We start from the raw sequence: 18037 nt of genomic DNA, 5'->3' as shown, positions 1-18037 counted from the left end.
CTCCTACTGGAAGGCAGCCACTTTGTTTTAGGCCGATCTGTCTTAGACTGAACTTGGTTTTCTTAGCTGAGCTTGTTAGGTGATGTCATGACCGTTGCCGCCGCTCGCAAAGGGCTGCCCCCCTTCTGGGATGAGCCTTTCCTGTGGATCCATTTAGCAGGTCTGGCGGCTGTGCCTCTGGCGCTATGGGTTTGCACGTTAGGCTTAGCCGTTGGCAATCCAGCCTTGCCGGTAGAACTGGAGCTTTTGCTGGTTGCTGCGATTGGCATTGGCCCAATCCTGTGGATGCAGTGGTATAAGCCTTTCGATATTTTCAGCATCATAGCGGTCTGCCTGCAACCGACCGTTCTCACTGATAATCAGCGGCGTGTGCTGCGCCTGTTCAAAACTCCTCTAACTCGGGTTGTAACAGTGGTGGGGGCGGTCCTGATGGTCCTCCTGCTGCGACGCCTCTACGATTTATCTCCGTTGCTTGCTGACATTGCGCCTTTACCAGCAAGCTGGCGGTTGCTCGGTCTACTACTTGCTGGTGCAGGTTTTCTGGCAGCCAACCTGTTTTTGCAAGTGCCCCTCAGCGTGTTGCGGGTTCTGACTGTTAGTCAACTCAGCTTTGAGTCTTTAGAGCCTTACCCAACTGAACAAGTCGACGTTGATTTCACGCTCTTGGGCTGGCAAGTTCAGCAAATTCTACCGAAATCAGAACCACTCATGGCTGAAACCCCTGTGGTGACTCCCCCTGTTGTTACTGGGTCTTCTGTCACTGAACTGCCTGCGATTGACCCTTCTGCTACGGAACCTGCGTCAGCAGGGGCTGTTGTCGCTTCAACCTTGGCGGAGGCAGCAGACGATGTTTGGGCAGACTCAGAGCTACTAGAGGAGACGACTGAGTCAAGGACAGATGAAATACCTACCGCCACCATTGAGGATCCCCCCGCTACTGACAGCCCTGAGAATGCTGGTTAGGCGCTGGAAAGTGTTTGCAGTGACAAACTCAGCTTGAGGAGTCGGGCTATCCTGAAGGAGTGAGCCGCGTCTAACCAGGTTCGCTCTCGAATCCTCACTTGCTTCCCGTGCTGCTATGAGTCGTCCGCTCTCTCCTCAGTGTTCTGATTCCCTGTCTGATCCCGAGACCTGGGAGAGCCTGAAGCGCGTTATTTTCTCTAGCTCAGGCTTCAGCCGTTGGCATCAAGAACGCCTAGGTCATCAGGGCATCGACCCCAACACTCTGCCCGATGAACTAGTGCGTTCCTATCTACGCGAAACTCTAGAGACGCTGGCTTACTAGAGGACATGGCTCCCTCCTGTGGCATTGGAGCTAGGTTAAGTCCTGTAACGACTCCTGCTCAGCGCTGGTGATTTCCTACAATAAGCACAGTCCAGCGCTGCCGTGAGGCCTGTTCCTGAGCTTATGACCAAAACAGTTGCTGACATCATGACCCGAGACCTGGTTGTGGTGCGGCCTGAAACCCCTTTGAAGGAAGCCATTCAAATCCTGGCAGAACGTCGGATTAGTGGCTTTCCTGTTGTGGCTGAAGATGGCAAGTTAGTGGGGGTGCTGTCAGAAACAGATTTAATGCGGCAGGAAGCTGGAGCGGTACCGCCAGCCTATATTCTGTTTCTAGACAGTGTGATCTACCTCGAAAGCCCCAATCGCTATGAGCGAGACCTACAAAAGGCTTTGGGGCAAACTGTCGGCGAGGTCATGACTCGTAAACCGATCACGATCACTGCTGCAGCCAGTTTACGGGAAGCTGCACGAGTGATGGCTGACCGCAAGATCAACCGCTTGCCCGTAGTAGACAGTGCTGATCGGGTAATCGGCATCGTGACTCGCGGTGACATTGTGCGAGCCATGGCTGCTGAGTAGAGCCCCTAAACACCCCTAAAAAACTGACCTGATGCCCCTTTCTAGGCTTGTTGCCTGACCTTATTCTTGTTGCATCTCAACCTATGACCATTACGCCGGAGTCTGTACGCGAGCTACTCAGCTCTGAAGATTATGGAGACCGCCTGCGGGCAGTCAACCAAATACGCCAGCTAGAGTTAGCTCCTGCCTTCGAGCTGGCTTACACGGCTAGCCAGGACACAAATACTCGGGTGCGCTATGCCGCCTTGAGCCAAATGGATACTTTGGGCCCGCAAGATTTGCCACGGGCTCTCGAACTCCTACGCGACCGTCTGCTCAATGATCCAGAGGCTGATGTTCGCGCTGCTGCTGCTGACTGCTTAGGCGCGCTCAAGCAGCCAGAGGTTCTGGACGAGTTATGCCAGGTCTACGAGCGGGAAAACGAGTGGCTGGTCCAGGTGAGCTTGATTGCTGCTTTGGGTGAATTGGGAGATCCAAAAGCAATCCACCTACTCACTAAAGCTCTAGCTTCGGACACTGACTTAGTGCGTACCGCCGCAGTTGGCGCTTTGGGAGAACTTGGCAACCCTGAAGCCGTGCCCCTGCTAGTGCCTTTTGCCCAAGATCCAGATTGGCAAATGCGTTATCGAGTTGTGCAGGCACTCGGGCGCTTAGGCGGTCCGGAAGCGCTAAGCGTGCTGCAACAAATGCAAAACGATGAATCGGAACTGGTCTCCCGCGAGGCGAAGGCCCACCTGTAATAGCCCACCTGTAATAAAGGTAAGTTGCGCGTGGCGTTAGCAGTGACCTGCCGGATCCACTGCTACAGCTTGCAGAAGCGTGACTTCCCACACCAGGCGAGGCTGGACATAGCTGACCAGTTGGCTACGTACTTCCTCTAAAGTCTTGAGAAAGCCCAGATCAGGGCGGGTCGAGATGCGCCAATAGCGCTGTTGCAGATAACTGGCTAACCATAACTGCACCTCAGGCTCCAGGCTGCTGATTTGCTTGGCGAGAGTCAGCGCTTCGCGAGGCGTTGCTGGTAATAGTTCGCAAAGTTGCAGGATTGCTGTAGGAATTTGAGTGAGCTGTTGAGCGCTTTCAATGGCGGCCCCAGGGCTACCCTGAGCCATCAACAGGACCTCAGGCTGCTCCAGAATGGCGGCATGTCCACAGCGCTCTAGCACCAAGGCCATATCCTGAGTAGACAGTCGGTGAAAAGGCACGCGAGCACACCGAGACACCAGAGTTGGTAGTAAGGCTTCTGTGCTAGGAGCGAGTAGGATCAGCGTCGCCTGACCGGGCTCCTCTAGAGTTTTCAGCAGCGCATTGGCTGCCGCCTCAGCCATAGTCTCTGCTCCCTCTAAAACCACCACTGAATGAGTGCTTTCTAGGGGGGGGTGGCTGACAAAGCGACCGACTTCGCGCACTTGTTCTAGACGAATTTGCGGCGGGGCTCGTCGTTTGAGACCGCTGGCTTCTGCCTCGGCAGCGCTGAGGAGCTTGCCTTGGTGCTGATAGGTTGGCTGTACCCAGAGCACGTCCGGATGGTTTCCCTGGCGTAGTCGTGCCACTAGCTCTAACTGCTGGCTCGGTTGCAAATCAGGCGGTGAGACTAAGCCTGCAATGAAACAGCGAGCTGCCTCAGCTCGTCCAACTCCCTCCGGTCCAGCGAACAGGTAGGCTGGAGCGATGCGTTGCTGTCGTAAGGCAGCCGCCAAGATACTAATTGCCGCAGTCTGGCCCACAACCGGGCTAAATAGAGCATTGCTAAAGCTCACCATAGGCCCAGACGTTCTTGTAGAGCGGTCTGCACTGCCTGCTGAACTTGCTCTGGTGACTGGCTGGCATCGACACGCACGATGCGTTCCGGATAAGTTCGAGCCAGGGCTGTAAAACCCTGCTGCACTGAAGTATGAAAGCTCAAGGCAGCGCGCTCTAGCCGATCGGCTTGGCTCTGTCGCTGCTGAATGCGGCTAAGCCCGTGGGCGGCGTCTAGATCAAGCCAGAGTGTCAAATCAGGTTGCAGACCTGCGGTGGCAATTTGGTTGATCGTGGCAATTAGGTCGTGGGGTAAGCCCCGACCGTAGCCCTGGTAGGCCAGGGTGGAGTCAGTGTAGCGATCGCAGAGCACTATATATTCCGCTTGTAATGCAGGACGTAGCACAGTGTCTACATGGTGAGCTCGATCGGCGGCATACAGCAGCAACTCTGCTCGTTCAGAGACCGTATCGCTATGCAGCAGCAAGGAGCGGATCTGAACCCCCAGGGCTGTCCCCCCTGGTTCCCGCGTCACTTGGACCTTGTAACCTTCTGCTACTAGCCAGGTTTGGAGTCGTTCTAACTGAGTGGTTTTGCCTGCCCCTTCCACGCCCTCGAATGTGATTAGCTTTCCACCCATTCTCAAAACCTTCTGCGATAAGTCTCCGGATGGCTAAGGGTCCAGAAGCGCATAGTACAGTGGGGAAGAAACGGAGGCAATTGAGGTCTCCAATAAGTTTCGCCACTGGCACCACACATCGAGAGTCTACGTCTCCTTCTGGAAGAGGGCACTGCCTCAGATTGCATTCCAGGGTTACGCCTTTAGAATCTGTGTAAGTGCTGTAACATTTTCCTGACGACCGCGCTCCTTTTCACTCCGTCTGCACTGCGCTATGGCTCGCTACACCCAGTACTTTACCGTTGCAGTCCCTCCAGATCGCTTCCGCCAAACCCTGGTGGATACGCTATCCTCCTGTAACCTCGATATCATCTACGACACCCAAGACTATTTAATGGCGCGTGAAATTCCAGGGGGAGTTCCCTTTGCGAAACTAGTGACCATCGAAGTCTTGATCGACCAGACTCCGGAGTCCAAGATTCGCCTCACCTGTGTTGCCAAGAACGAGGAGCTACCGCTCCAGCGCAACAACCACTGCTATCAGATGTTTGACCAGGTCAACCAAGCTGTTAGCCAAAACCAAACTTGGCAACTTCTGGAGAGCATCACTGGTTAATCTAGCTCATGGCTGACCTTTCTCCAGAAGACCGAACTCGACTCAGAGCTGAAGTGGCAGCGCCCTATCGGGGGCTGCGTAAGTTGGTTTATGGAGCCTGTGCCGCTTCCGGTCTGATCGGGGCGCTGGTGTTTGGGGTGAAACTTTTAGCTGGACGTGAGTTGGAGAGTAGCCTGCCTAGCTTTGCCTTGCAGACTGGTGTCGTGGCCTTGATGATTTGGTTGTTTCGGCTAGAGCAACGAGCGGATGCCCGGTTGCAGGAGCGCATGCGCAAGCGGGAGGCGAAACGTTAGGCTTGTTTGTCCCCTGCTCTTTGATTACTTTGCTCAAGACTTCAGCTGTCTGTGAAGGTTCCTGAGCTAAAAGTACCGTCCCCTTGTCTCAGCAGTCGTCTCTGAATCATTTGAGAGGCCTGGTTCGTCGGTAAACTGCTTTTCCCATTAATTTGTAAAACTATTTGAGCTGGGCAGTCCTACGCTGCCAGCTCGCTCAACCCTCAATCTTTAGCCCATAACTAAGCTTGAGCCTGGTTTGGCTCTGGTTTAGGCCATCCCGCTCTCAATCGCCCAACGAGCCAATTCTGTACGGTTGTGTAGGCCAGTCTTGCCTAACATGTTGCTGACGTGGCTCTCAATCGTACGTTGACTAACGTTGAGCTCCTCCGCGATCTCGCGGTTTGCCATCCCTCGAGCCACAAACTGAATTACCTTAAGTTCCGTCGGTGTGAGTTCAACGTCAAAGGCGACCTGAATCTTCGGCTGACCATCACCCGTGCGTGTATTGTGCTGAATTAAGCGTGAGGCGGCCTTAAGTGAGGACTCGACTTGAGCGACTAACTCTTCGGGTTCGAAGGGCTTGACCATGTAGACATCGGCTCCAGTGTTGAGCCCTTTAACCCGGTCTGCGCTCTGACCCTTTGCAGACAGAAACAAGACTGGAATCCAATTAGTGCGGGAGTCGCCCCGTACCTTTTGAACAAAAGCGTAGCCGTCCATTTCCGGCATCATGATGTCGCAGATGATCATATCTGGCAAATTACGCTCTAGTACCTCAAGCGCCTCGCGCCCATTGCCAGCCGTGATGACTTCGTATCCGCGAAATTCAAGATAGTCCTTGACCAGCAGAATCAAATTCGGGTCATCATCGATCAGCAGAAGCTGCCTGTGATCGCCTGAGCTGGTGTCCTTCATGCTGCCCTATCCATTTATCTATTTGAAGTCGTCTGGTGAAAGTTACCCTACTCGCCTGACCCTGCTCATTTGCCTTGGGAGCTGGGGGATGCTTGCCAGCACACTGACAGCTTTCAGTCTGCCCTACATTCTACTGAACGTATCTCGATCTGTCGGAACCTTCTAGACAAGATTACATAGTGTTCCTGTAGAGACGACCGCAATTTTGCGGGTGAAGAAGGTCACTCTGGTAAAGTGAAGCAGTCTCCAAGGTGGAAATTACAACAGTTTGTAATGGTAATCACTGGTTAAGACGCAGCCTCGAATTCGTCATCGTTAACAATCATGGATTTACTGGAATACCAGGCGAAGCTGCTATTTCGGGAGGCCGGCATTCCGGTATTGCTCTCCCAACGAATTGACCGTCCTGAAGATTTAAAAGGGCTCAAGGTACCCTATCCAGTTGTGCTGAAGTCTCAAGTCCGCTCTGGCGGTCGGGGCAAAGCCGGAGGGATCAAATTTGTTGAAAATACGATTGATGCTGTAGCTGCTGCCCAAACAATATTTGGTTTGCCAATTAATGGGGAATACCCAGATGTTTTGCTGGCAGAAGCCAAATTTGCCGCCCGGCAGGAGTTCTATCTGGCAGTGATGCTAGACCGTCAGGTGCGGCGGCCGGTGCTGCTGGGCTCGCAGGCCGGCGGAATTGAAATCGAATCTCTTTCAGATCAAATTCAGCAAGTAGTCGTGGAGGATGAGTTTTCCTCCTTCTACGCTCGACGGCTGGCGTTGCGCATGGGCTTAACTGGCGACCAGATTCAGTCGGTGAGCCTGATTTTAGAGAAAATGTATGGTCTTTTTGCCAGCGAAGACCTGGATCTGATCGAGATTAATCCTTTGGGTGTCAGCGAAAGCGGTCAGATCATGGCCTTGGATGGCAAAGTTAGCGTCAACGATGATGCTCTCAACCGCCATCCCGATTTGCTTTGTCTTAAACCTGCAGCCCGTGCAGGAGACCGTGAAGATGAAGCCCGATCTCTGGGCTTACAACTGGTTACCCTGAACGGCAATGTGGGGGTGCTCTGCAATGGTGCTGGTCTCACGATGGCCACGATGGATCTAATCAATCTGCAAGGCGGCAAACCCGCCAACTTCTTGGACGTTGGCGGTGGTGCTGGCCGTGAGCGCATTGAACGGGGCCTGGAACTGGTGGCTCAAGACAAAAATGTGCGGGTACTGCTGGTCAATATTTTGGGAGGTATTACCTCTTGTGATGAAGTAGCCGCAGCGGTAGAAGCTTATCGTAGTCGGCTGATGCGCGAGCAGGTGAAAGACGCACCGCAATTGATCGTGCGCCTCCAGGGTAACGACATGGATAAAGCGCGGGAGCGCATGGCGGCATCGGGACTACCCTTGCTAGAAACTCTAGATGAGGCGGTAGACATAGCCGTGGCCGCAACTGCCTCAGCCCGCCCCTTGAAGAAGTGATGCTTGCGCTAGCTTATAAACCCCTATGAAAGACATTAACTTTAGCGCCAAGAGCCGCATTCTCGTTCAAGGTATGACTGGGCGGATGGGGGCAACCCATACCCAGCTCATGCTGGCCTATGGAACTCCAATCGTGGCCGGAGTGACACCAGGGCGAGGTGGGCAAGAGTTTAGTGGGATTCCTGTTTTTGACTTAGTCGAACAAGCTCAAGAAGCAGTAGGCAACATCGACACCAGCGTGATTTTTGTGCCTGCCTACTATGCGGTTGATGCTGCTCTAGAAGCGATTGAGTCTGGCATTCGCCAGATTGTGATCATCACTGAAGGTATCCCGCCGTTGGATATGGTGCGCTTGGTCCGCAAAGCCGAGGCGACAGAAACCCTGGTGATTGGACCCAACTGTCCTGGGGTGATTGTGCCTCATCAAAAACTTCTGATCGGCATCCATCCCGGCTCGATCTACACTCCCGGCTGTGTGGGGCTAATCAGTCGCAGTGGCACCCTTACTTACGAGATCGCCTCCGAGTTGAGCCGCGCTGGCCTGGGTCAATCGATTGGGGTAGGTATTGGCGGCGACACGATCATTGGCTCTTCATTACCACAGTGGTTGCAAACTCTAGATGAGGATGAGCCAACTGAAGTGATTGTGCTGGTGGGTGAAATCGGCGGCAGCACTGAAGAGGAAGCCGCGCAGTATATCTCCGAGACGATTGAGAAGCCCGTAATCGCTTATATTGCGGGCCGCAGTGCACCTCTAGGCAAAAGGATGGGCCATGCGGGGGCAATCACCGCAGGAGGAACCGGTACTGCTGATTCTAAGATTGCCGCATTCAAAGCTGTGGGTATTCCCGTGGCAGAGCGCCCTTCCCAAATTCCAGAACTGGTGGCAAAGGCGCTCAAGAAGTCCAAAGACTGATGTGCTTGTATTACTGATCGTGTCTGCGGTCTTGTAAGCCAGAAATTACGGTTCAGGTGCTAGAGCCGGTCGTCCTGCTAATAAAGCTTTAGTTGCTGACTCTCCGGCCTGTCGGAGTTGTCGGTGCAGTCTCAAGCTAAGAGCCACGAACACGCTCCACTGACCCAGGAGGGCGAAGCCAGTGCTCATGGCCGAGGCTTGACTCAAGGCAACCACAGGAAAGGCTGTGAGCAGCCATAGGTCAGCTGCCTCCTTAGGAGTGAGAGACAGCATGAGCAGCACTATAGGGGGCAATACAATGACCGCGCCCAGGGTTCCTAAAGCCCACAAAACGCGCTTTGGCGTTTTCATAAGTAGGAGAAGCTGAACAAGCACTGCGCAAACCAGGATTAGGCCACAACCCAGCTCGAGACTGAGCAGGGCTTGCAAACGTAGAGACCCTGAAGGACACAGCAAAATCCAGGGTACAAGAACAGTTGCTGCAATCACTGTGTTAACTGCAATCGCAACCAAGGCAGGGCTTCTTTCTCCCCATAGCAAATCTTGAATGAGGCGTTGATTGCTGGTGTTACCAGTATTGCCATTGCGTTTGACGACATGATTGGCTGTTGCCCTGTTCTGATGCTGGTAGCGTGCCCAGTCCTGAAGGGTTTGACGGTGTGGTGAGAGCGCCGCAATGAGTCCGAGGAAAGCCAACAGATTGAAAACGGACAGAAAGAAAAGAGACTCTAGAAGACGGCTACCGAATGGTGCTTCAGCTTGCCAAGCGCCTTTGTCTAAGTTGTGCCAGAAGAATCCTATGAGCAGAACCTCAAAACAGGCAGTTAGTAAATAACTCTGCTGTTTGCTTAAGGGCGTTGCTCCTGGGTTATTAAAGCGCCGATCCAGTGCTTGCCAAATCCAATAAGTCCAGAAAACGCAGGTAAGCACCAAAAGGCCTTGGGCAAGTGACAAGTTACGACCGATAGGAATTGAGAACCACTGCAAATCTCCGGGAGCGCCATACCCTAAAGAGGCTTCTACATTTTTAAACAAAAAGAGCGTGATGAAGACGAGCAGAGCGCCTAGCCAGGCTTGAAGACCACCTAATAATGCATAGAGCAAGGAAGCGCTATAAAACAAACAGCAACTAGCCAAGAGAGTAGCGTAGAAGCTTAAGATCGAGCCTAATGTTGCCCCACCTGTCAGGCCAGACCATATATGCAAGGGAACTACTAGAGCAGTTCCTAGATATAGCAGAATGGGTGTACCCAATAGTTTGCCAAGCAAAATGTTCTGACTAGCCCTTGGGCTTAAACGAATAAAATTAAAGGTGCCGCGACGTTCTTCTTTGGCAATATCACTAATCAGAATATAAGCGCCAACTACTAGCAATACAAAAGGCAGAACTAAGCTGATGGCCTTGAAAACCTCCAGCCACCACACTTGCCAGTTAATAATTAGATCGCCAGATGCATTCTGTAAACAAGTCACGGTATAGTGCGCGTAGTAGTCATTGCGATCACCCGTGTAGTAACCTGTGCAGTAACGGCTGTAGAGCGTGCCAGCATTAGGGATATTACTTGGAAGGTCAGCGTAGAATTTCAAAAGGACTAGAATCTGGCTAAGCACAGACACAGACCCGGAGACGATTAGAGTCTGGGGTTTTAGACGGCCTTTGAGCTCGCGCAGGAGTTGCGGATTCCAATCACCTAAATAATCGAGTCTAATCACAAAAGATTCTCCATCAGAAGGACTTGAACGAAAGACCAGAACCCCTAGTTGAAAACGCCCTTACTCGAAACAATTGAAAACTTGAAAAACTTTGGATTTAGGAAACTTGTTGATGACCCAATTTAAGAAAGATAGTCTCCAAATCTTCTTGAACACAATGGAACTCAGTTAACGGAATGCCTGCCTCGATTAGATTGCGAAGCAGCGCTGCACTCTCTTCCGGGGTTCCTGAAAATTGAGCTCGCACCGTCTGCTGCCCTGGCAGCACTTCTACTGCATTGATCGAAGCGTGATTACGCAATTCAGACTTGAGTGCATCGAGATCGCCCAAGGTTGATAACACGATTTGCTGACGGCTGAGACGCTGGTAGAGTTTTCGCAACGAAGTGCTTTCAACCAAAAAACCCAGCTCCATAATGCCAACCGAGGTGCACAGTTCGGCCAAGTCACTCAGCACGTGCGACGAGATCAGAATGGTCATCCCGGCTTCTTGAAGCACCTTGATGATTTCCCGAAACTGCATCCGGGCGATCGGATCCAGGCCAGAGACAGGCTCATCGAGCAGCAGCACAATTGGCTCATGAATAATGGTTCGGGCCAGACTGAGCCGTTGCTTCATGCCACGGGATAGGGCCGCAATCGGACTGTTGCGTTTGCTGGACAAGTTCACGAGTTCTAGAACTTCACTCAAGCGCCGGCTGCGGCGTGGTTCCTGTAATTGATAGAGCCGTGCGAAGTAGTCGAGATAATCCCAAACCGTTAAGTCGTCGTAGAGCGGAAAGTCATCGGGCAGATAGCCCAGACGACGTTTGAGAATGGGAGCATTCAGCTCGCGAGACAGCCGTTCGCCATGAATGTAAATCTCACCTGTGGTCGGTTCTTCGGCAGCCGCCAGCATCCGGATCAGGGTCGTTTTGCCTGCCCCATTGGGGCCAATCAGCCCGTAAACTTCCCCCACTTCGATCTGCAAATCCAGATCATTGACGGCTATGTGGCGGTCAAATTGCTTGGTAAGACCGCGTGTACAGATCGCTAATTCTTTCGCCAATTCTTGGGTCATGGCAGAGGCTCTAGCCTTTTGTGGGCTGTCTTCTAAGCTGCCTAAAGCTTTGGCGCTAGCCTAGCCCGTCCCTTCTGCCACTGCCTCCCCTGTTTGTGCCAGTTCTTGACTCTATTCCTTGCCCAACGACTAAATTCGTTTGAAATTCATTTGCGTTAACTCGCTCAGGCTGCCTGAATACTCCCTGCCGTGTGAAGCTTTTATTGTTTAAGGGTTTCTGAGACATCTATCGGCCAGTGCGAGAGGTCGAGCTTGCTAAGCAGCCCTGCAAAAACGCTCCGGGAGACAGGGATGAGTCTATCTAGTAGTGATCAACAGCGTCCAATCAGCAGCAGATTGGATGCCTTAATGGTCGATTTGAATAGCTATTCGCAGGTTTGGGGACAACTCGCTCAAGGCCAGCAGTCCTTGATGCAAACGTTAGAGGCGATTACTGAGCGTTTAAGCCAGATAGAATTGCCGTCGCCCACTGACAGCAATCCCGAGTTCTCTAACTTGCACCAGGAGGTTGCTGGTCTGCGCAGTTTATTGCAGGAGCCTGCTTCTCCGGTGGCGAGTCTTCCCCCTGACCTGCTCCAGAACTTACAAAGCCTGAGCCAGGATTGCAGAACCCTAACTGAGCAACTGCAAGAGCCAGTAACGCCTCAGGTTGCCTCTGACTTGGGGGCGCTCTTGCAATCCCACTCCCAAGCTCTGCATGGGCTAGCGCAAGGGCAACACAATTTGAGAGATAGTTTAGTGATTCTGCTGGATCAAATCACTGAGCTTAGAGATTCTCCAGAAATTAACCAGCGCTTGAGCCAGCTAGAAGAGCGGATAGCAGGCTTAGCCACTGGACTAGGAGCCTTGCCCAAAGCAACACAGGCAGAACCAAAAGGAGCGCTTACCGATCTGAAGTATGGCTTAGAGGAGCGCCTCAATAGCATCGAACAACAGCTTAAGACCGTCTTGAAATGGCAGGTGGTTCCTCGCAAAGAAGACCGCAGAAATCTAGCGGGCGCCTCCCTGTTGCTAATCTTGGCAATTGGCGCCATGTGGTTATGGATGCATCTGACCATCTCGCCCCTGCTGACCAAGATCAATAGTCGGCTCAACAGTGTAGAGATTCGCTTGAATAAACTGGGTGACCAGTTGGGACGTTGATGTATTGCTGTCAGCATTTATCCCAATCGGGTCGAGAACTATCCCACAGTTATGCAGGAGTCATCCCAAATCTGTCGGGAACTGTCCCAGAGCTTGACATCACCCAGGCTAAGCTTGGCCCCATTCATCCCAAGTCTGTCGGCAACTATCCCACGGTCTGACGCCGTTCGGCCTAAAGTTGTCGGCAACTATCCCACGCCTCGGCCCACGCCTCAGCCCACGTCTCAGTAATCTGGAGCTAAAGCTTGAAGAGTTAACCCAGTAACTGAACAACTGCTGGGAGAACTTGCCCTTGGCTTGAGCGCAAGCCTGCGGAGCAGCAGAGCTAAGATTCGCGTAGAAGCTTACTAGTCACAAGCCATTTCATAAAAACGGGCTCTGTCCTTCGGATCCGCTTCCTGGGTATGATGGACTGCCTGCAAACCCTTCTTAGCTTTTCCTATGGCTGCACAGACCTACCGCATTACCTTACTCTCCGGCGATGGTATCGGTCCTGAGATTATGACCGTTGCTGTGGCAGTGCTTAAAGCGGTCGGTCAACAGTTCGACTTGAACTTTGAGTTTCAGGAAGCCCTGATGGGGGGAGCAGCCATTGATGCTGCCGGTGAACCTCTGCCTGCTGAAACTCTAGAAGCTTGCCGCAATAGTGATGCAGTCCTACTGGCTGCTATTGGCGGTTACAAGTGGGATGCTCTGCCGCGTCATTTGCGTCCAGAGACCGGTTTGCTGGGTCTTCGTGCCGGGCTGGGGCTATTTGCCAATCTGCGTCCTGCCAAGATTTTGCCTCAACTAATCGATGCTTCCAGCCTCAAGCGCGAAGTCGTAGAAGGGGTAGACATCATGGTCGTGCGCGAATTAACTGGGGGGGTTTACTTCGGGCAGCCCAAAGGCATCTTCACCACCGAAACTGGTGAAAAACGCGGCGTCAACACGATGGCTTATACCGAGTCAGAAATTGACCGGATTGGTCGAGTGGCCTTTGAGGCAGCACGTAAGCGTGGTAGTCGGTTGTGCTCGGTGGATAAGGCGAATGTGCTAGAGGTTTCGCAACTCTGGCGCGACCGCATCACTCAATTGGCTACAGAATATGCCGATGTCGAGCTGAGCCATCTTTACGTCGATAATGCTGCCATGCAACTGGTGCGGGCTCCTAAGCAGTTCGACACGATTGTGACGGGCAATTTGTTTGGCGACATTCTCTCCGATGCTGCTGCCATGCTCACCGGTAGTATCGGTATGTTGCCCTCTGCCAGCTTGGGAGCGTCAGGACCTGGTGTGTTTGAGCCAGTTCACGGTTCTGCACCCGATATTGCAGGACAAGATAAAGCCAATCCTTTAGCTCAAGTGCTGAGTGCAGCGATGCTACTGCGCTACGGCTTAAATCAGAGTGCCGCTGCCGATCAGGTCGAGCAAGCTGTTCTCACGGTGTTGGATCAGGGCTATCGCACCGGAGATATTATGGCGTCTGGTTGTCAAGCTGTAGGCACGCAGGCAATGGGTGAAGCACTTCTACGGGCGCTAGAACAGCCCGTGCAGTAACGTTGCAGTTAAGCCTTGGTTCCCAGGTTTTTGCTCTAACCTTGACCTAAACCGACCTAAATCTGACCTAAACACGGCCTAAACCCCACCTAAATTGGGTTCAACTCTGGGCCGAATCTGGATTAAAAGTACCGATTCCCCCATTTTTTGTGGGACTATTATTGACAAAGCACTAGCTTGATGACAGGGCAGTGATGCACTAGAGTCTAGGTTGAAAAACAGAGGTTGAAACTGTGGCCTACGCTTCGCGGCGCACAGAGCGAGGGGTTGAACGGGTAGTCATTGATGGTTCCGAGTACATTGATCCATCGATCCTACGAGCTGCGCGGGCAGTCTATCAGTCCTATTGCCAGGTGCATGTCGACGAGTTTCCCCGCCCCCTAGGAATTGCCATCAATCGCCATAACCTCAGGGGGGAACTGATTTTCTCCCAGCCCATTCTGTTGCCTCAAGAGTGCTTTGTTCCGTTCGAGCAGATTGAAGCTGGTCTTTACTAGTTCAGCAGGGTTTAGCAGGGTGGGTGCCGAGCGATGGATCCGATCGTGGTTGCGCCGCATGTTCTGGCGCTGATCCTGGGTGCCTGTGTCGGCAGCTTTTTGAATGTTGTTGTCTACCGCTTGCCTGCAGGCGAGTCGTTATTGTCCCCTCCCTCCCACTGCCCTAAGTGCAACGCTCGTCTGCGCTGGTTTGAAAATGTGCCAGTTCTGGGTTGGTTGAGGTTGCGGGGCAAATGTGCTCATTGCGGTGCCCCAATCGCGGTGCGCTATCCTCTGGTGGAAGCAGGAACAGCCTTGCTGTTCTTATTGTCAAGTTTGACTTTTGGTAGTTCCCTGATGACCCTAGCTGGCTTCTGCCTCTTGAGCTGGCTAGTGGCCCTATCGCTGATTGACTTGGATACGATGACCCTGCCCAATCCTTTAACGCAGAGTGGTTTAGTGGCGGGTTTAGTCTTTCAAGCTGTATCTGGTTGGGGTGATAGCAGACAACTGCTCACTCAGGTAGCTACCGGGATTTTCGGGGCCGTGTTGGGCTTATGGCTTTTTGAATTGATTAACTGGTTGGGTACGTTGTGGTTAGGCCAAACAGCAATGGGCGCAGGGGATGCTAAGCTCTCAGCAATGCTAGGTGCTTGGTTAGGTTGGCAGTTATTGCTACTCACTGCTTTTATGGCTTGTGCCATTGGCGCCCTGATTGGGGTCGGGGGTGTTGCTTTAGGGCTACTGTCTCGACGTCAACCAATGCCCTTTGGACCATTTTTAGCGCTTGGTGGTGCATTAAGTTGGTTTATTGGCCCTAGATTATTAGCCCTCTATTTGAACTGGGTGGGACTACAACCAGGGTGAGTTAGCTCTTTATCCCACAAATATAGTGTCACTCCTGTTGATTTTTGGGCTGGTGGGAGTATCTTAGGGCAAGGATTCTTGTCAAGTCGGATTGTCTCGAAACTAACGCTGTCGCAATTGAAGTAAGCCCGTGGTGAACTCTCTCAGGAATCTGTTTGTAAAGAGCGGTAAAGGCATGGGCGTTGAAATAACGTCCGAGCGGATTAATATCGTCCAGTTGCGTCGTCAGAATCAGGGACTGAAATTAGTCAATATGGTTTCGGCACCGGTTCCGGAAGGTGTAGTTGAGGAAGGCAGAATTACCGATCCTCTAACCCTGGCGGAGCTACTACGCACAACTTTGGCAGAGCACAAGATCACCACCAAACGGGTTGCGACGGCTGTTCCCGTCAGCGTGGCTGTCAACCGTCTAATCAAGCTCCCTGCTGAGCTAGATGACGCAGAGCTACGCGAGATGGTGCTCAATCAGGAGGCTGCTCTGTATCTGCCTTTCCCACGCGAAGAGGCGGATGTCGACTATCAGAAGTTGGGTATCACCCGCGACGAGGATGGCATCGACCGAGTCGAGGTCATGCTAGTAGCAACCTCGCGGGAGACAACAGAGTCGTACTTGGATACCTTCCGGCAGGCCGAGTTGCAGGTGGATGTAATCGAGGTTTCTAGCTTTGCCTTGATTCGCACCGTTCGTGAGAAGCTGCGGCAATTTTCTCCGCAGGAAGCGGTGGCGATTGTCGATATTGAGTTCGATAACACCGAGATCAGTATTGTCATTGATGGAGTCCCCCAGTTCTCTCGGACAGTTCCCATCGGTACGTTCCAGATTCAGAGCGCCTTGGCGCGGGCGATGAATATCCCGCCTACGCGCAGCACCGATATGCTGCAAAACATGACTGTTCCTCTCTCGCCTGCTGACGGTGGTGGCATGATGGGAGCCGCAGCGAAGGGAGGCAACCCTGGTATGGCAGCAATCTTGCGCATCCTGGGAGATCTGGCAGATGAACTGCGGCGCTCTATCGATTTCTACCTAACTCAGGGAGAAAATCTGGAAATTGCCCAGTTGCTTCTGGCTGGACCTGGAGGTGGCTTAGGCCAGCTCGATGAATTCTTCAGCCAACGCTTGAGCTTACCCACCGAGCAGATTGATCCTGTCTCGACGCTATCTCTGCTCAGCCCCGAAGAAATCCTTCCCAGCCGCAGGCCAGGCTTGGGTGTGGTACTGGGTTTAGGTCTTCGGGAACTTTAAAGCGGTGAATCTGCATGAAATGGTCTTAAGCGTGTGTACATTCTGAACGAAGTCTACTAGCTCGCAGGTCTGCGTGCTCTCTGGCTCCTCTCCGCTGCTGATCGACCAAACTGGGACTGCCAATTGGGAACTACTCATGTACGCTCTGGACATTAACTTTCTTCAAGACCGAGCTGATTTCCGGAGTGATTCTCCGGTCCGTAAGGCAGCTGCACCTAGGGCTGATACCCTGGGGCCTTTGGCTTTAGGCGCACTTGTTGCAGCTATCTTTGTTGGTCTAGGCCTGGCAACCTTTATCGTTGCGCAAACTCGCATTGCCGCTCGCCAGCAAGTCCTAGCCGATCTGCAGCAACAGCAGGAGCAGATCAAGCAGCAGCAGCAGGAAGTGGCTCAGCTCACGCAAGAACTACAGCAAACTCGTGAGCAAACCAAAGCCCTAGTGGGAGTCTTTGACCAGATTCAACCTTGGTCAGCTCTACTGCAAGATCTTCGCAGTCGCGTTCCCAACGGCGTCCAGCTTAGAGGCATCGCGCAGCAGCCGGACAATACTCTGGTTCTAACCGGCCAGGCTGTGCAGTTTGACCCGGTGAGCGATCTAATGTTGGCCGTACAAAACTCGCCATTTCTAGACCCTCAAAAAACCCAGCTGACTAAGGTAGAACGGGCTCAGGATGCTGCCAGGACAGGTAATCCGGCTATCTCTTACGAAATTAGAAGTGCACTTAACGACAAACCCGCCTCTCAACTGCTGCCCGACTTGCAGCGTCAGGGCGCAGTCGGCTTAGTAGAACGTATTAGAACCATTCAGGAAATCGGAGCTCTTAATCAATGACTGCTACAGGTGAATTTATCTCCTCCCGGGAGACAGTTCCTCAAAGGGAGCCAACCAAAGTTTTTGGCGTAGAAATTACGCCAACTGTAGGCGGTGTTGTGTTGGGTCTACTAGGGCTGGGGTTGACAGCCTATTTCACAGCTAACTACACAATGCCTAAATTTGAAGAACTTAGTCAGATCAATAGTCAGATCGACACGACTGAGCAAGAAGTTAACGCCCAGCGAGAGGGTCTGAAAAATATTGACCAGATACGCAGGGACATCCAAACGGCTCGGGCGCAGAATCAGCAAGTTCTAGGACTGTTCTCAGATGAGAAAGCTGTAAATTCTACTTTGCTACTCGACTTCAATCGCAAAATCGTTGAGTCGAGTGGCGCACAGCTGATTCGCTATGTGCCAGTCACAGCCGATCCCCAGGCTCCCGCTAACCCAGCCTTAGGCGGTAAAGTGCGGGAACAGGCCTTTACGGTGGAGATTCAGGGAACTTTTGGTGAGATCCTGAGTACGCTGCGCAATCTGGAACGGCTACAGACTCTGACTGAAGTGCAGAGTCTAAACATGACACCAGTAGACCAGCCTCCAGGTGCTGGTCTACTCAGGGCAACGTTTAATCTGGTTGCCTACGTCCCGCTGAGCGCTGAAGAGATAGCAGCCCAAGCTGCTGCTACGCCTGCGCCTGGACAGACGCCTGCACCTGGTGCTAGCCCAGCTCCTGATGCTAATGCTAGCCCAGCCCCCAGCCCTTAA

The 18037-nt window shown here is 52.7% G+C and carries 20 protein-coding genes; 15 read left to right on the top strand and 5 right to left on the bottom strand.

Annotation, left to right across the window (positions count from 1 at the left end; all coding sequences use genetic code 11):
* The first annotated feature begins 87 nt into the window (after nt 1-87).
* The 4 genes from H6F94_RS06465 (at nt 88) to nblB (ending at nt 2607) form a co-directional block, all read left to right on the top strand.
* On the top strand, nt 88-963 hold the full coding sequence (locus H6F94_RS06465; RefSeq protein WP_199320252.1) for a low-complexity tail membrane protein: 876 nt from the start codon (nt 88-90) through the stop codon (nt 961-963).
* 115 nt (nt 964-1078) lie between these two features.
* On the top strand, nt 1079-1285 hold the full coding sequence (locus H6F94_RS06460; protein ID WP_190801405.1) for a hypothetical protein: 207 nt from the start codon (nt 1079-1081) through the stop codon (nt 1283-1285).
* Nucleotides 1286-1408: 123 nt separating this feature from the next.
* Nucleotides 1409-1867 carry a CBS domain-containing protein gene (locus H6F94_RS06455; protein ID WP_190801404.1) on the top strand — a complete coding sequence of 153 codons (459 nt, stop codon included), beginning with the start codon at nt 1409-1411 and terminating at the stop codon, nt 1865-1867.
* An 83-nt stretch (nt 1868-1950) separates the two neighbouring features.
* Nucleotides 1951-2607: a phycobilisome degradation protein NblB gene (gene nblB / locus H6F94_RS06450; RefSeq protein ID WP_190801403.1), complete on the top strand. Its 657-nt coding sequence runs from the start codon at nt 1951-1953 to the stop codon at nt 2605-2607.
* Nucleotides 2608-2643: 36 nt separating this feature from the next.
* Here nblB and H6F94_RS06445 read toward each other — a convergent pair whose 3' ends face one another.
* Both H6F94_RS06445 and tmk read right to left on the bottom strand, forming a co-directional pair.
* Nucleotides 2644-3630: a DNA polymerase III subunit delta' gene (locus H6F94_RS06445; RefSeq protein WP_190801402.1), complete on the bottom strand. Its 987-nt coding sequence runs from the start codon at nt 3628-3630 to the stop codon at nt 2644-2646.
* A complete protein-coding gene (gene tmk, locus H6F94_RS06440; RefSeq protein WP_190801401.1) occupies nt 3624-4247 on the bottom strand; it encodes a dTMP kinase in 624 nt (207 codons plus the stop codon). The genes H6F94_RS06445 and tmk overlap by 7 nt, the downstream gene beginning before the upstream one ends.
* Before the next feature lie 253 nt (nt 4248-4500).
* Between tmk and H6F94_RS06435 the strand changes: the two genes are divergently transcribed.
* On the top strand, nt 4501-4842 hold the full coding sequence (locus H6F94_RS06435; RefSeq protein ID WP_190801400.1) for a hypothetical protein: 342 nt from the start codon (nt 4501-4503) through the stop codon (nt 4840-4842).
* A gap of 8 nt (nt 4843-4850) precedes the next feature.
* Nucleotides 4851-5135: a DUF3493 domain-containing protein gene (locus H6F94_RS06430; RefSeq protein ID WP_190801399.1), complete on the top strand. Its 285-nt coding sequence runs from the start codon at nt 4851-4853 to the stop codon at nt 5133-5135.
* Nucleotides 5136-5384: 249 nt separating this feature from the next.
* Here the strand turns inward: H6F94_RS06430 and H6F94_RS06425 are convergent, their stop codons facing one another.
* The gene (locus tag H6F94_RS06425) at nt 5385-6032 is read right to left on the bottom strand and encodes a response regulator transcription factor (RefSeq protein WP_190801398.1); all 648 of its coding nucleotides are present in this window, start codon (nt 6030-6032) and stop codon (nt 5385-5387) included.
* A gap of 324 nt (nt 6033-6356) precedes the next feature.
* On the opposite strand from H6F94_RS06425, the gene H6F94_RS06420 reads away from it, so the two are divergent.
* Both H6F94_RS06420 and sucD read left to right on the top strand, forming a co-directional pair.
* Nucleotides 6357-7499 carry a succinate--CoA ligase subunit beta gene (locus tag H6F94_RS06420; protein ID WP_190801397.1) on the top strand — a complete coding sequence of 381 codons (1143 nt, stop codon included), beginning with the start codon at nt 6357-6359 and terminating at the stop codon, nt 7497-7499.
* A 25-nt stretch (nt 7500-7524) separates the two neighbouring features.
* On the top strand, nt 7525-8415 hold the full coding sequence (sucD, locus tag H6F94_RS06415) for a succinate--CoA ligase subunit alpha (protein ID WP_199320251.1): 891 nt from the start codon (nt 7525-7527) through the stop codon (nt 8413-8415).
* A 45-nt stretch (nt 8416-8460) separates the two neighbouring features.
* Here the strand turns inward: sucD and H6F94_RS06410 are convergent, their stop codons facing one another.
* Together H6F94_RS06410 and H6F94_RS06405 are read right to left on the bottom strand one after the other, a co-directional pair.
* Nucleotides 8461-10128 (bottom strand): ABC transporter permease, encoded by a 1668-nt coding sequence (locus H6F94_RS06410; protein WP_190801396.1) that lies wholly within the window; start codon nt 10126-10128, stop codon nt 8461-8463.
* A gap of 97 nt (nt 10129-10225) precedes the next feature.
* Nucleotides 10226-11188: an ABC transporter ATP-binding protein gene (locus tag H6F94_RS06405; RefSeq protein WP_199320250.1), complete on the bottom strand. Its 963-nt coding sequence runs from the start codon at nt 11186-11188 to the stop codon at nt 10226-10228.
* Nucleotides 11189-11479: 291 nt separating this feature from the next.
* On the opposite strand from H6F94_RS06405, the gene H6F94_RS06400 reads away from it, so the two are divergent.
* The 7 genes from H6F94_RS06400 to H6F94_RS06370 all read left to right on the top strand — a co-directional run bounded on the left by H6F94_RS06400 (nt 11480) and on the right by H6F94_RS06370 (nt 18037).
* A complete protein-coding gene (locus tag H6F94_RS06400; RefSeq protein ID WP_190801395.1) occupies nt 11480-12331 on the top strand; it encodes a hypothetical protein in 852 nt (283 codons plus the stop codon).
* Between the two features lie 441 nt (nt 12332-12772).
* Nucleotides 12773-13870 carry a 3-isopropylmalate dehydrogenase gene (gene leuB / locus H6F94_RS06395; protein ID WP_190801394.1) on the top strand — a complete coding sequence of 366 codons (1098 nt, stop codon included), beginning with the start codon at nt 12773-12775 and terminating at the stop codon, nt 13868-13870.
* A 233-nt stretch (nt 13871-14103) separates the two neighbouring features.
* Entirely contained in the window at nt 14104-14367 is a 264-nt protein-coding gene (locus tag H6F94_RS06390) for a hypothetical protein (protein ID WP_190801393.1), read from the top strand.
* Between the two features lie 33 nt (nt 14368-14400).
* The gene (locus H6F94_RS06385) at nt 14401-15213 is read left to right on the top strand and encodes a prepilin peptidase (RefSeq protein ID WP_190801392.1); all 813 of its coding nucleotides are present in this window, start codon (nt 14401-14403) and stop codon (nt 15211-15213) included.
* A 175-nt stretch (nt 15214-15388) separates the two neighbouring features.
* Nucleotides 15389-16456: a type IV pilus assembly protein PilM gene (pilM, locus tag H6F94_RS06380; RefSeq protein ID WP_199320249.1), complete on the top strand. Its 1068-nt coding sequence runs from the start codon at nt 15389-15391 to the stop codon at nt 16454-16456.
* A gap of 73 nt (nt 16457-16529) precedes the next feature.
* The gene (locus H6F94_RS06375; protein ID WP_190801390.1) at nt 16530-17288 is read left to right on the top strand and encodes a PilN domain-containing protein; all 759 of its coding nucleotides are present in this window, start codon (nt 16530-16532) and stop codon (nt 17286-17288) included.
* The gene (locus H6F94_RS06370; protein WP_190801389.1) at nt 17285-18037 is read left to right on the top strand and encodes a hypothetical protein; all 753 of its coding nucleotides are present in this window, start codon (nt 17285-17287) and stop codon (nt 18035-18037) included. The genes H6F94_RS06375 and H6F94_RS06370 overlap by 4 nt, the downstream gene beginning before the upstream one ends.

The organism is Leptolyngbya sp. FACHB-261 (assembly GCF_014696065.1).
GTDB lineage: Bacteria > Cyanobacteriota > Cyanobacteriia > FACHB-261 > FACHB-261 > FACHB-261.
Note: the sequence above shows the minus strand (reverse complement) of the source record. Positions and strands in the feature narration are given on the sequence as shown.